General features: G+C 72.2%; 12 protein-coding genes. 3 read left to right on the top strand and 9 right to left on the bottom strand.

Annotation, left to right across the window (positions count from 1 at the left end; all coding sequences use genetic code 11):
• Window positions 1-147: 147 nt before the first annotated feature.
• Window positions 148-1,767 carry an ABC-F family ATP-binding cassette domain-containing protein gene (locus ICC28_RS23355; RefSeq protein WP_188290639.1) on the top strand — a complete coding sequence of 540 codons (1,620 nt, stop codon included), beginning with the start codon at window positions 148-150 and terminating at the stop codon, window positions 1,765-1,767.
• A gap of 218 nt (window positions 1,768-1,985) precedes the next feature.
• On the opposite strand, the gene ICC28_RS23350 is transcribed toward ICC28_RS23355, so the two are convergent.
• Window positions 1,986-3,089, bottom strand: coding sequence for a Vms1/Ankzf1 family peptidyl-tRNA hydrolase (locus tag ICC28_RS23350; protein WP_188290638.1), 1,104 nt, complete (start codon window positions 3,087-3,089; stop codon window positions 1,986-1,988).
• 57 nt (window positions 3,090-3,146) lie between these two features.
• Here ICC28_RS23350 and ICC28_RS23345 point away from each other — a divergent pair, with 57 nt between their 5' ends.
• Window positions 3,147-3,425 (top strand): DUF6158 family protein, encoded by a 279-nt coding sequence (locus ICC28_RS23345; RefSeq protein ID WP_188290637.1) that lies wholly within the window; start codon window positions 3,147-3,149, stop codon window positions 3,423-3,425.
• Window positions 3,426-3,480: 55 nt separating this feature from the next.
• On the opposite strand, the gene ICC28_RS23340 is transcribed toward ICC28_RS23345, so the two are convergent.
• The 5 genes from ICC28_RS23340 to ICC28_RS23320 form a co-directional block, all read right to left on the bottom strand.
• Entirely contained in the window at window positions 3,481-5,574 is a 2,094-nt protein-coding gene (locus ICC28_RS23340) for a catalase (RefSeq protein WP_188290636.1), read from the bottom strand.
• A complete protein-coding gene (locus ICC28_RS23335) occupies window positions 5,574-6,116 on the bottom strand; it encodes a type 1 glutamine amidotransferase domain-containing protein (RefSeq protein WP_188290635.1) in 543 nt (180 codons plus the stop codon). Before ICC28_RS23335 ends, ICC28_RS23340 begins: the two co-directional genes overlap by 1 nt.
• A 6-nt stretch (window positions 6,117-6,122) precedes the next feature.
• The gene (locus tag ICC28_RS23330) at window positions 6,123-6,776 is read right to left on the bottom strand and encodes a diguanylate cyclase (protein WP_188290634.1); all 654 of its coding nucleotides are present in this window, start codon (window positions 6,774-6,776) and stop codon (window positions 6,123-6,125) included.
• A 4-nt stretch (window positions 6,777-6,780) separates the two neighbouring features.
• On the bottom strand, window positions 6,781-7,200 hold the full coding sequence (locus tag ICC28_RS23325; protein ID WP_188290633.1) for a CBS domain-containing protein: 420 nt from the start codon (window positions 7,198-7,200) through the stop codon (window positions 6,781-6,783).
• 91 nt (window positions 7,201-7,291) lie between these two features.
• The gene (locus tag ICC28_RS23320) at window positions 7,292-7,684 is read right to left on the bottom strand and encodes a DUF2795 domain-containing protein (RefSeq protein WP_188290632.1); all 393 of its coding nucleotides are present in this window, start codon (window positions 7,682-7,684) and stop codon (window positions 7,292-7,294) included.
• 131 nt (window positions 7,685-7,815) lie between these two features.
• Between ICC28_RS23320 and ICC28_RS23315 the strand changes: the two genes are divergently transcribed.
• Window positions 7,816-8,049 (top strand): hypothetical protein, encoded by a 234-nt coding sequence (locus tag ICC28_RS23315; protein WP_188290832.1) that lies wholly within the window; start codon window positions 7,816-7,818, stop codon window positions 8,047-8,049.
• Window positions 8,050-8,294: 245 nt separating this feature from the next.
• Here ICC28_RS23315 and ICC28_RS23310 read toward each other — a convergent pair whose 3' ends face one another.
• The 3 genes from ICC28_RS23310 to ICC28_RS23300 are packed head-to-tail and all read right to left on the bottom strand — an operon-like array spanning window position 8,295 to window position 12,195.
• On the bottom strand, window positions 8,295-8,639 hold the full coding sequence (locus ICC28_RS23310; RefSeq protein WP_188290631.1) for a DoxX family protein: 345 nt from the start codon (window positions 8,637-8,639) through the stop codon (window positions 8,295-8,297).
• Entirely contained in the window at window positions 8,636-10,615 is a 1,980-nt protein-coding gene (locus tag ICC28_RS23305; protein ID WP_188290630.1) for an acetoacetate--CoA ligase, read from the bottom strand. The genes ICC28_RS23310 and ICC28_RS23305 overlap by 4 nt, the downstream gene beginning before the upstream one ends.
• Window positions 10,612-12,195, bottom strand: coding sequence for a bifunctional 3-(3-hydroxy-phenyl)propionate/3-hydroxycinnamic acid hydroxylase (locus tag ICC28_RS23300; RefSeq protein WP_188290629.1), 1,584 nt, complete (start codon window positions 12,193-12,195; stop codon window positions 10,612-10,614). The genes ICC28_RS23305 and ICC28_RS23300 overlap by 4 nt, the downstream gene beginning before the upstream one ends.
• Between the last annotated feature and the right edge of the window lie 44 nt (window positions 12,196-12,239).

Here is a 12,239-nt window from a genome sequence, read left to right as displayed (position 1 = left end):
TGCCGGTCGTCGCGGTGGCGGGGCGGTCGGTCGTCGGGGTGGCGGGGCGGTCGGATGTCGGTTTGTCGGGTGGGCGGGCGCCGGGACGGCGGAGCCGTCGGATATCCGTTTGCCGGGGTTGTGGGGCGGGCCGCACAATTCCTCACCATGGGACATCTGGAAGCCGCGCACCTCGAGTACTACCTCCCCGACGGGAGGGCGTTGCTCGGCGACGTGTCCTTCCGGGTCGGCGAAGGGGCCGTCGTGGCCCTGGTCGGGCCCAACGGGGCGGGCAAGACGACCCTGCTGCGGCTGATCTCGGGCGAGCTGAAACCGCACGGCGGGTCCGTCACCGTCAGCGGCGGCCTGGGCGTGATGCGCCAGTTCGTGGGCTCCGTACGGGACGAGACGACCGTACGCGACCTGCTCGTGTCCGTCGCGCCGCCCCGGATCCGCGAGGCCGCGCGGGCCGTGGACAAGGCGGAGCACGCCATCATGACCGTCGACGACGAGGCCGCGCAGCTCGCGTACGCGCAGGCGCTCGCCGACTGGGCCGAGGTGCGCGGGTACGAGGCGGAGACGCTGTGGGACATGTGCACCACGGCCGCGCTCGGCGTGCCGTACGAGAAGGCGCAGTGGCGGCAGGTGCGCACGCTCTCCGGGGGTGAGCAGAAGCGGCTGGTGCTGGAGGCGCTGCTGCGCGGCACCGACGAGGTGCTGCTGCTGGACGAGCCGGACAACTACCTCGACGTGCCCGGCAAGCGGTGGCTGGAGGAGCAGCTGAAGGAGACCCGCAAGACCGTCCTCTTCGTCTCCCACGACCGGGAACTCCTCGCCCGCGCGGCCGAGAAGATCGTCTCCGTGGAGCCGTCGCCGACCGGTGCGGACGCCTGGGTGCACGGCGGTGGCTTCGCCACGTACCACGAGGCGCGGCAGCAGCGGTTCGCCCGCTTCGAGGAGTTGCGCAAGCGCTGGGACGAGAAGCACGCGCAGCTGAAGAAGCTGGTGCTGACGCTTCGTCAGGCCGCGGCCGTCAGCCACGACATGGCCTCCCGGTATGCCGCCGCCCAGACGCGGCTGCGCAAGTTCGAGGAGGCCGGGCCGCCGCCGGAGCCGCCGCGCGAGCAGGACATCCGGATGCGGCTGAAGGGCGGGCGCACCGGTGTCCGTGCCATCACCTGCGAGGACCTTGAGCTGACCGGTCTGATGAAGCCGTTCTCCCTGGAGGTCTTCTACGGCGAGCGGGTCGCCGTGCTCGGCTCCAACGGCTCCGGCAAGTCGCACTTCCTGCGGCTGCTGGCCGGGGAGGACGTGGCGCACACGGGGGCGTGGAAGCTGGGGGCACGGGTGGTGCCCGGGCACTTCGCGCAGACGCACGCGCATCCCGAGCTGGTCGGGCGGACGCTGTTGGACATCCTGTGGCAGGAGCACGCCCAGGACCGGGGGGCGGCGATGTCGCGGCTGCGGCGCTACGAGCTGACGGGGCAGGCCGAGCAGGCCTTCGACCGTCTCTCCGGGGGGCAGCAGGCCCGGTTCCAGATCCTGCTGCTGGAGCTGGAGGGGGTTACCGCGCTGCTTCTGGACGAGCCGACGGACAACCTGGACCTGGAGTCCGCCGAGGCTCTCCAGGAGGGGCTGGAGGCCTTCGACGGGACGGTGCTGGCGGTTACCCACGATCGCTGGTTCGCGCGCTCCTTCGACCGGTACCTGGTCTTCGGCAGCGACGGGCGCGTCCGGGAGAGCGCGGAACCCGTGTGGGACGAGCGGCGGGTGGAGCGAGCGCGATAGTCTCCCGCCCCCGCCGCCCCTACCCGTCCCGTCCCTGGGGGCTCCGCCCCCCAGACCCCCGGGCCTTCGCCCACCCGCCACCCGACTCGGTCGGTCGAGAGGTCCACCTTTCAGCCCACTGGAAACGGGTGGTGGGTGGGCAAAGGCCCGGGCGGGGTCGAAGGGGCAGCAGCCCCTGGAGGACGGGACGGGTAGGGGCGGCGGGGGCGGAATGAGCCCTACGCCCAGCGCAGGAGGGCGCCCAGGCCGCCCGACGGGGAGTCGTCCGTCGCCGGTGTCACGGACAGCGCCACCGCTCCCGTCGCCACCGCCGAGCGGATCAGCGCGTCGTCGGCACGGGCCGGCCAGGAGTTCTGTTCCCCGAGGATCTTCAGGTCGGTGCGGCGGACGGCCAACTGGTCCGGATCCTCGCCGATCCAGACCTCACGATGCGCGTCCGGCCCGTCCGGACGGATCAGCAGCTCGTCGATCCGGTGCTCGCGCGCGGCCTCGACGAGGGCCGGTACGCCCTCCACCGCCCCCGCGCGCCCGTCCTCGCCCGGCTCACGGGCCGCGAGGAACCGTTCCAGCTCCCGCTCCGCCCGCCGCCGTACGTGCTCGGCGCGCGCCTGCTCGACGTCCTCGTCCAGCAGCCTGCTGCCGCTGCCGTGCGGCGCCTCGACCGCCCGCTCGTGCAGCCGCCGCGGCAACCGATCGTGCACGGCCCGCCGCTCCCGGTCGTCCCCGACGAGAATCAGCAGGTCGGCCCCGGTCTCCTCCTGGCACACGGCGAGCGCGTCGGCGACCTCGGTCGCGTTGTGCTCCCAGGTGTTCTCCACCTTCAGCTGGAAGCGCCGCTCGGACCAGTCGACCGTGCTCGTCCGGTGGATCGGATGCTGCCGGCCGCTCACCGTCCCGGCGTCCCGCCGCCCCAGCGCCGTGCGCAGCTCGAAGTCGGCGCCGCGGCGGTCGATGTAGGCCACCACGCACACCGGGTCCTCGCCCGCCAGCTCCAGCAGCGGAGCGGTGTGCGGCAGCGGCGCCCACAAGGCGCTGTCGCGCAGCGGGGCCCGCGCGAGGGACGGATCCAGGACCACCTCACCGGCACGCGCGAACAGCGCCCGCCCGTTCGGCTCGGAGGAATGCGCCAGCTCCTCCAGGGCGCTCCGCACAGCTCCGCAGGTCGCCTCGTCGCAACCCTGCCCGGCCAGCTCCCGGGCGAGGGCCTGCGCCGTGAGGTGCCGTTCGTGCGGGGTGCCCTCCGTGTGCCGGGAGGTGTCGACGTAGACGGAGGCCCAGGGCCCAGGATGTTCGTAGAGTGGGTGAAGAAAGGCGAGATCCATGGTTCCCTCCCGGGTGTCGCTCGGGGGTAGTGCTCACAGGGCGGGTACCCGGACCGCATGAACGAACACGACGAGCGGGGCACCACCATGACCGGAGTCGACCCCGACCGGCTGGACGACCAGCAGCTCATGAAGGAGCTGGAGGCGATCCACCGCACGCGGCACGACACCCTCCTGCACGGCTCGAACGACGCGCTGCGCGCGCACAACGAACGCATGGCCCAGTTGGAGGGCGAGTACCTGCGCCGCCACCCGCGGCGCCCGGTGGCCGCGGGCCGTACCCGCGAAGGCGCCCGGGAACGCGGCAGCGGGGAGTCGGCGACTCCCCGCAGTTGATCCCCGGCATCCCCGGGATCCCCAGGACCCGCGGTCCGGCCCTTCGGGCCGGCGCTCAGGCGCGCATCGGCGGCCGTCCCCAGTGACGGTGGGCGGCCACCGCCGCCACGAACTCCCGCAGGAACTCCTCGCTCGCCGCCCCCGGCGAGGTGTCCGTCACCACGCCCTGGTCGGTGACCACCCGCCGGAACTCCGTGGACACCCGCAGGCCCTCCGGCTCCAGCGCCGACAGGACACCCACACCGGAGCCGAGCGCACCCACCGGCTTGCCGTGCCGGTAGGCGTCCCGCACGAAGCGCATCGCGTCCGGATCGGCGGCCGTCGGCGGGGTGCCCGTCGCCCCGCCGGGCAGCAGCACCGCGTCGTACAGCACCGAGGCCACGGTCGGCAGCGCCCGGTCCACGGCGTACCGCTCGCCGTCGGTGCCCGCAACCGTCCCGTCGGTCGGCGCCAGCGCCTCCACGACCGCGCCCCGGCCGGCCAGCTCCTCGCGCACCGAGGCCACCTGCTCGGCGTCCACGCCGTCGGTGACGAGCACCGCGATCTGCCGGGTGCGCACCGAGCCGTCGCCGCGCAGCGACTCCAGGCTCAGCGCGGGGGAGAGGACCTTGTTCGTGCCCTCCTCGGCTGCGGCCGGCTCCGGCACCCCGATCCCACGGGCCACCTGCGCGGCCAACTCTCCATTGACCTTGGCCAGTTGCTCCACCGTCCGGGCGCGTACGCTCATCGCGCCGACCTTGCCGAGCTCGAACCGGAACGCCTCCACGATGTGCTGACGCTCCCAGTCGCTCATGCTGTGCCAGAACAGCGCCGGCTGGCTGTAGTGGTCCTGGAAGCTCGGGCTGCGCCGCCGGATCTTCGCCCCGTCCACCCGCTCCGCGTAATGCGTGTAGGCGTGGCCGTCGGCGCCCGCGTGTGCGGGGCAGCCGCCGCCGAGGGAGTTCGGGAAGTAGTTCGTGCCCCGGTGGATGGCGCTCTGGCCGTAGCCGTCGCGCTGGTTGGTGCGCACCGGCGCCACCGGGCGGTTCACCGGCAGCTGGGCGAAGTTCGGCCCGCCCAGCCGGATCAACTGGGTGTCCAGATAGGAGAAGTTGCGGGCCTGGAGCAGCGGATCGTTGGTGAAGTCGATGCCCGGCACCACGTTCGCCGTGTGGAACGCCACCTGCTCGGTCTCGGCGAAGAAGTTCTCCGGGTTGCGGTCCAGCACCATACGGCCGATCGGCCGGACCGGCACCTGCTCCTCCGGGATGATCTTCGTGGCGTCCAGCAGGTCGAAGTCGAAGGCGAACTCGTCCTCCTCCGGCACCAGTTGGACGCCCAGCTCCCACTCCGGGTACTCGCCCGCCTCGATCGCGTCCCACAGGTCCCGCCGGTTGAAGTCCGGATCGCGGCCCTGGCACTCCTGTGCCTCGTCCCACACCAGCGAGTGCACACCGAGCCGCGGCTTCCAGTGGAACTTCACGAACGTGCCGCGCCCCTCGGCGTTGACGAACCGGAAGGTGTGCACCCCGAAGCCCTGCATCATGCGGTAGCTGCGCGGGATCGCCCGGTCCGACATCAGCCACATGATCGTGTGCAGGGTCTCCGGCTGGAGCGACACGAAGTCCCACAGGCTGTCGTGCGCGGACGCCCCGGTCGGGATGTCGTTGTGCGGCTCGGGCTTCACCGCGTGCACGAAGTCCGGGAACTTGATGCCGTCCTGGATGAAGAACACCGGGAAGTTGTTCCCGACCAGGTCGTAATTGCCCTCCGACGTATAGAACTTGGTGGCGAACCCGCGCACGTCCCGCACGGTGTCCGCCGAGCCCTTGGGCCCCTGCACGGTGGAGAACCGCACGAACACCGGGGTGCGCACCGCCGGGTCCTGGAGGAAGGCGGCCCGGGTGAACTCGGCACAGGACTCGTACGGTTCGAAGTACCCGTAGGCGCCCGCGCCGCGCGCGTGCACCACCCGCTCCGGGATCCGCTCGTGGTCGAAGTGGGTCAGCTTCTCCCGGAAGTGGAAGTCCTCCATCAGGGTCGGCCCGCGTTCACCGGCGGCCAGCGCGTCGTCGGTGTGGTCGACCTCGACGCCCTGGTCGGTGGTGAGCGGCCCGCCGGCCGGGTCGTCGGCCCGAAAGGTCTCGCGCTGCTCCTGCTTGCGGTCCATCAGGCGGCCTCCCTCGCGAACACGTCCAGGAAGGTCTCGCAGAACGCCTTCAGATCGTCCGGCTTGCGGCTGGTCACCAGCTTGTTGTCGCCGTGGTCGCAGGTCCTGACCTGCTCGTCGACCCAGGTGCCGCCCGCGTTCTCGATGTCGGTCCGCAGACTCGGCCAGGAGGTCAGCACCCGGTCGCGTACGACGTCCGCCTCGATCAGGGTCCAGGGGGCGTGGCAGATCGCGGCGACCGGCCGGCCCTGCTCGAAGAAGTCCCGTACGAACGCCACCGCCGCGCGGTCGGTCCGCAGGAAGTCGGGGTTGGCGACCCCGCCCGGCAGCACAAGACCGCCGAAGGAGCCGGCCGACGTCTCGCCGACGACCTCCTGCACCGGGAAGGTGTCCGCCTTGTCGAGGTGGTGGAACGCCTGGATCGTCCCCGGCTTCGTGGAGACCAGGACGGGCTCGTGACCGGCGTCCACCGCGGCCTGCCAGGGATCGGTGAGCTCGATCTGCTCCACGCCCTCGGGTGCGGTCAGAAATGCGATGCGCATGGTGGATCAACGTCCTTCCCCGGCCCGGAAACGGGCCTCGTCGTTCGTGTGCTTCCTTTCGCGCCGGGCGGCACGGCGGCAGCGCAGCAGCTCCTCGCCGTACGGCAGCAGCACGCAGGCGCCGATCGCGGCGCCGATGCCCGCGAGATACGCGCGTGACAGCGGGCGCCTGCGCGGCACCAGCCGCCAGGCGTCCGGATCGCCCCGGCCGCCCCGCAGCAGGGACTTCACCTGGTCGGCGTGCAGGCACATCAGCGAGGCCAGTGCCCCGAACGGCAGCGACTCGAGGAAGCTGTGGATGTGCTGCTCGACCGGCTTCACCTCGCGGCCGCTGTCCTCGGCCGTCCGCACGTCCCACAGCGCCGTCGCCTCGTGCGCGGCCGTGCAGCCCAGTTGCACGGAGAGCAGCAGCGGGTTGACCTCGTAGCGCAGGGTCAGTGCGATGGGGATGCCGACCTCGGTCATCATCAGGGAGTGGATCAAGGACTCCTTGGTGCCTGCCGTGTCCTCGATGCGGGTGCGCCGGTGCATCGCCCAGTCGGCGAGACCGGGCACGAACCAGCTCGGCAGCAGCCCGTACAGCAGATAGCGGACGGTCGCGTCACCGACGTCGACGGAGACGCCGGTGCCGCTGATCTCCGCGGCCTGGTCGCGGCCCATGCGCTCACCCGTCCGGGGCGGCCCGGCTGATGTCAGCCAGCGCCGAGTCCGGATCCTGCGCCTCGGCCAGATCCCCCAGACTCACCATGCCGACCGGCAGGCCGCCCTCGACGACCGGCAGCCGGCGCACGGCGTGCCGCCGCATCAGCGCGACGGCGGCCGACACCGGGTCCTCCGGCGCCACCACCACCGGGTCAGGGGTGCACACGGCCTGGGCACTCACCGTCAGTGGGTCCGCGCCGTCCGCGACCGCGCGCACCGCGATGTCGCGGTCGGTGAGCATGCCGACGACCTGCTGGCCGTCGGCCACCAGCACGTCGCCTATGTCCTGCGCGCGCATCAGCTGCGCCGCCTCGACGAGCGAGGCGTCCGGGCGCACCGCGACCACGCCCGGAGTCATCACGTCCCTCACGAAATCAGCCACTGCTTTGGGCCCTTCCTCCGTTTGCGGCCGGTGCGGTGCACCGCGTCCGTCGTCGGCATGACGCCGCCCGCAGTACCCGTGCGCCGGGTGCCTATGCGTTCCCCGCGCGCTCCGGCCGGAGCAGCGCCTCGGCCAGCTCCTGGACGGTGGCGTAGCGCGCCGAGCGCGGCAGCCGTTCCAGGGGCTCCACCAGGCCGTCCGGCGCGTAGGCGCGGCGCAGGGCGCCGGCCAGCTCGCGCGGTCCGGCCGGGAACACGCTCCGGCTCAGGAACCGGGCCAGCTCCAGACGCACCTGCGCCAGGGTCGCCGTACCCGCGCCGGGCACCACGGGACCGCCCGCCACCTGCGGATCGTCCTCGGCGGTCGGCTCGGGGTCGTGCCACTCCTCGGTCCGTGTGGGGTGCCCGGACCTGAGCAGGCCCTGGAGCTCGTGCTTCATCTCGTCGTCGCGGTGGACGCTCAGCCGGTCGCTGCCTCGCTGCATGACTCCCTCCAGATCTTCGGGGGTGGCCACCGCGTACCCGAAGACGGGGGACCGACACGAGGGTTTGCCCTCCGCTTCGGTGGAGACCCGGCCCGACGCCCCCCACGCGCTTCCCGGGGAGGGAAATCGCCATGGCGCTGCTCGCTGTGCTCATCCCGCTCCTCATGCTCGGCGTGGTGCTGGCGCTGGGCCGCTACGAGGAGCTGTTGCTGCCGGAGAAGCGGGACGAGGCGGTGGAGCCTGTCGGACGAAAGCAGAAGCAGAAAGAGTTCAGTCCCTGTGGCCCTGACCTGGGTACTGAACTCTTCACGGTATGGAAGGAAGCAGCGACCCTCGCGCGGAACAGTTCAGTGCGCGGACGATGACCGCACCGAGAAGCTTCATCCAGTCCGACTCCGGGTACGCCTCGTAGTCGATCGATCATCGAAGGCGGTCCGGGTCAGGTCGACACCGCGCAGGCACACGTCCGGGGCCTGCCGGGCCCAGCGGGCTCGCAAGTCCCGGACGTCGGCGCGGGCCGCCCGGTGTGCGAGGGCAGCCCGCGCGGAGCCGGGGAGGGGCGGCCGCCACCCTCACAGGAGACCGCCCGTGCCCTGCCCTGCAGGACGCGTCAGCCGGCGGCCATCGCCGTTGCCGCGTACGTCAAGGAGATCAGGGCCAGTACGGCCGCCGGGACCGCCCGGGGCGGCGGGTCGCCGTGGCGCAGGTGGACCACCGCCGCCCCGGCCATCAGCAGGGCGAGGCCTGTCGCGGCGGCTACGCCCAGCGGCGTCCAGGCCAGACCCGTCAGCAGACCGGCGACCCCGGCCACCTCCAGCGCGCCGACGACGCGATAGAGGCGGATCGACATGCCGAGATGGGCCGCCGCCCGGCGCATGACCGGCGCTGCGACGAGCTTCGCCAGCCCCAGCGGAAGGAAGACCAGGGACAGGGCGACGGCGAGCACGGTGGTCATCGGGCGGACCTGCCCTTGCGGCGCTCCTTGCCCAGCCGGGCGTAGTGGTCGATGAGACCGGGGTCATCCACGGTGCCAGGGTTGACGACCTGCTCCACCGCGGCGCCCTGGAGCAGTCGCTTGATCGGGACCTCCAGCTTCTTGCCGGTGCGGGTGTGCGGGATGCCCGGCACTTCGAGGATCTCGTCGGGGACATGGCGGGGTGAGGCACCGGTGCGGATCGCGTCGCGGATACGGTCGCGGAGGGCGTCGTCCAGCTCGACACCGGCCGCCGGGACCACGAACAGCGGCATCCAGTAGCCGCCGTCCGGCTCCTCCGCACCGATGACCAGGGCCTCGGCGATCTCGGGGAGGCGTTCGACGATGTCATGGATGTCGCCGCTGCCGAGCCGGACGCCGTTGCGGTTGAGCGTCGAGTCGGAGCGGCCGTGGATGATCACCGAGCCGTGCCCCGTGACCGTGATCCAGTCGCCGTGCCGCCACACCCCGGGGTACGCCGAGAAGTAGGCGCCGCGGTAGCGGGTGCCCTCCGGGTCGTTCCAGAAGCACAGCGGCATCGAGGGCATCGGGCGCGTGACGACCAGCTCACCGACCCGGTCGATGACGGGCAAGCCCTCGGCGTCGTACGCGGCCAGCGCCACACCCAGGTGCGGTGCGGACAACTGCCCGGCCCAGACAGGGGTGTTGGGGGCGCTGCCGGCGAAGCCGGAGACGATGTCGGTCCCGCCGCTGATGGAGGCCAGCAGGACGTGGTCGCCGACGTGGTCGCGGACCCAGGGGTAGGCGGAGGCGGGCAGGGCCGAGCCGGTGCAGCCGACGACGCGAATCGACGACAGGTCGTGCGCGGACGGGGCGATGCCGAACTTGGCCATGCCCAGCAGGTATGGGGGGCTGGTGCCGAAGACGGTGACCCGGTGGCGGGCGGCCAGTTCCCACAGGACGTCGGGCTTGGCGAAAGGGGCCGGGCTGCCGTCGTACGTACAGGTCGTCGCGCCGGTCAAGAGGGTGGAGACGACCAGGTTCCACATCATCCAGTGGGTGGTGGTGTACCAGAGCAGACGGTCGCCGGGTCCCAGGTCCGAGTGCAGCCCCAGGGTTTTCAGATGCTCCAGCACCACACCGCCGTGGCCGTGGACGATGCCCTTGGGCAGACCGGTGGTGCCGGAGGAGAACACCACCCACAGCGGATGGTCGAACGGAACCGGCACACAGGCAAGTTCCTCGGTACGGGTGGAGGCATCCTCCCAGGGGACCACCAGCGACGGGTAGGCCTGCGACGGCCACGGCAGCCCCACGTGGTCCACCAGCAGGGTCGCCTTCAACGTCGGCAGCGCGCGGGCCAGTTCGAGGACGGCGTCGCGACGGTCGTGGGTGGTGCCGTTGAAGAGGTAGCCGTCGGCGGCGATCAGCACGGTGGGTTCGAGCTGGGCGAACCGGTCGGTGGCCGCCTTGGGGGCGTAGTCCTGCCCGCACACCGACCACACGGCACCCAGACTCGCGGCGGCGAGGAACGTGACGACGGCGTGCGGAGTGTTGGGCAGGTAGCCGACGACTCGGTCGCCCTTGCCGACGCCGAGGTCGCGCAGGGTGGCGGCGACGGAGGCCACCAGGGCACGCAGCCGCCCGCCGGTCACCTCGTACCCGGAGCCGGTCTCGTCGAGGGCGAGGATCGCCACGTCGTCGTCCGGGATGTTCCGAAGGGCGTGGTGTGCGTAGTTGAGTGTGGCGCCGGGGAACCAGCGGCCACCGGGCATGGTCTCCTCGGCCAGGACCTGCTCGTAGGGGGTGTTGGCGTCGATGCCGAAGTACTCCCACACCGCGCCCCAGAAGCCCTCCAGGTCGGTGACCGACCAGCGATGCAGGGCGGCATAGTCGGTGCCGTCCACCCCGACGGAGCGGGCGAAGTCCGCGATACGGCTGGTCGCCACCGTCTCTGGATCGGGCGTGAAGAACGGGGCCGGATACGACGTACTCATCGTGTGGTGCTCCTCAACAGGCTTTTCGGGGCCGTCCGTTCGGCAGGAACAGGGCTTCGAGTGGTGTGCAGCAGGGACGCCCAGACGGCGGTCGACGTGAAGTCGCAGCCACCGGAGGGGACGACGTCGATCACGACGCGGTCGGGCCGCAGCAGGACCGCGTCCGCGCGGCCGGCGCGCAGCCAGGCGGCGAGGGTGCCGTCGTCGCCGAGGTCGGCCACCGGGACCGCGGGCACGCCGAGGCCGTGGGCGAGCGCGGTCAGCGCAGGCCCGGGCTCGGCGGCGGTCAGTACGGCGAAGGAATCTCCGAGCACGTCGTCGAGCCGGGTGGGCCGTCCACCGACGCTCACCCACGGTTGTGGACAGTGCGTGCCCGCCAGGCCCCGGCGGACCCCGCGCCGCACCAGCGGTCCGCCGGTCAGGGGCGGGCTGAGTTCGCGGCCGGCCAGCTCGGTCAGGCCGGGTATCCGGCAGGCGGCGGCCAGTGCCCTGCGGCGGAGGGCGGCGGCGCTGTCCTGACCGCCGGTCATCGCCCAGCCCATGGCGACAGCCAGCCGGACCACATGCCGGGCGTGCGGCCTGCGTTCGCTCTCGTAGGTGTCCAGCAGCCTTTCATCGCCGCCCTGCAGGAGGACGCGGGCGAGCTTCCAGGTGAGGTTGTAGGCGTCCCGGAGTCCCGCGCACAGGCCCTGTCCGACGAACGGCGGGGTGAGGTGCGCGGCGTCACCGAGGACGAAGACGCGGCCGCTGCGCCAGCGGTCGGCGACCCGGGCCCGGAAGGTGTACTGCGTCTCGCGGACGACCTCGAAGTCACCGTCGTACGAGGACGGCAGCCAAGGAGCGACCAGCTCACGGACCGTCTCCTGCCCTTCGCCCAGCCGGAACTCCCAGCGGTAGCGGTTCTCGCTCACGCGCATGAAGGTGGCCGGCCGGGCCGGGTCGCAGACCTGGTCGACCCCCTCCCAGCAACGGACGGGGCCCGTCGTATCGACGTCGATGACCTTCCAGCGTTCCTCGAAGCGCAGGTCCTCCCACACGCCGCCGATCGCCTCGCGGGTGAGGCTGTTGGCGCCGTCGCAGCCCAGGACCGCGTCGGCCCACAGCTCATGCTCGCCGCCGTCCTCGTCACGGTAGGTCACCCGGACCGGGCCGGTGGTGTCCGGGCCGACGCCGGTGACCTCCACGCCACCGCGCAGTTCGCACTCCGGGTGCCGGGCCAGGGCGTCGCGCAGCACGCGTTCCAGCTCGGGCTGGTCGAACATGCTGGACTGCGGATAGCCGTGGTGGCCGTGCGGGGAGCGCCGGAACTCGGCCATCACCCGGTGCCGGGCGTCCAGCAGCCGCAGCCCGCCCGCCGGGTGGGAGATCGTTGTGAACTCCTCGCCGACGCCCGCGGCTTGGAGGATGCGATGGATCTCGTCGTCGCCTGCGACGGCGCGTGGGAGCGGATAGATGTCCCGGTGGCGTTCGAGGACGACACTGCGGACCCGCCGCCGGGCCAGGAGGAGGGCGGCGGTCACGCCCACCGGTCCGGCCCCGACGATCACGACGGGCACACGTGCGGCTTCGTCGACGGTCATGTGCGGCTCACCTCGGGTGTCAGTTCGCGGCCGCGACGGGCGTA

It is taken from the genome of Streptomyces sp. TRM68416 (assembly GCF_014596915.1).
In the GTDB taxonomy this organism is placed as follows: domain Bacteria; phylum Actinomycetota; class Actinomycetes; order Streptomycetales; family Streptomycetaceae; genus Streptomyces.
The sequence above is the reverse complement of the archived record's forward strand: the minus strand, read 5'-3'. Positions and strand labels throughout refer to the sequence as shown.

Excerpts from the sequence above, each read along its gene's own strand:
- ICC28_RS23340 (WP_188290636.1), bottom strand. The coding sequence starts at position 5,574 with ATGGACCGCAAGCAGGAGCAGCGCGAGACCTTTCGGGCCGACGACCCG.
- ICC28_RS23310 (WP_188290631.1), bottom strand. The coding sequence starts at position 8,639 with ATGACCACCGTGCTCGCCGTCGCCCTGTCCCTGGTCTTCCTTCCGCTG.
- ICC28_RS23345 (WP_188290637.1), top strand. The coding sequence starts at position 3,147 with ATGAACGAACACGACGAGCGGGGCACCACCATGACCGGAGTCGACCCC.
- ICC28_RS23335 (WP_188290635.1), bottom strand. The coding sequence starts at position 6,116 with ATGCGCATCGCATTTCTGACCGCACCCGAGGGCGTGGAGCAGATCGAG.
- ICC28_RS23320 (WP_188290632.1), bottom strand. The coding sequence starts at position 7,684 with ATGCAGCGAGGCAGCGACCGGCTGAGCGTCCACCGCGACGACGAGATG.
- ICC28_RS23355 (WP_188290639.1), top strand. The coding sequence starts at position 148 with ATGGGACATCTGGAAGCCGCGCACCTCGAGTACTACCTCCCCGACGGG.
- ICC28_RS23350 (WP_188290638.1), bottom strand. The coding sequence starts at position 3,089 with ATGGATCTCGCCTTTCTTCACCCACTCTACGAACATCCTGGGCCCTGG.
- ICC28_RS23315 (WP_188290832.1), top strand. The coding sequence starts at position 7,816 with ATGGCGCTGCTCGCTGTGCTCATCCCGCTCCTCATGCTCGGCGTGGTG.
- ICC28_RS23305 (WP_188290630.1), bottom strand. The coding sequence starts at position 10,615 with ATGAGTACGTCGTATCCGGCCCCGTTCTTCACGCCCGATCCAGAGACG.
- ICC28_RS23300 (WP_188290629.1), bottom strand. The coding sequence starts at position 12,195 with ATGACCGTCGACGAAGCCGCACGTGTGCCCGTCGTGATCGTCGGGGCC.
- ICC28_RS23330 (WP_188290634.1), bottom strand. The coding sequence starts at position 6,776 with ATGGGCCGCGACCAGGCCGCGGAGATCAGCGGCACCGGCGTCTCCGTC.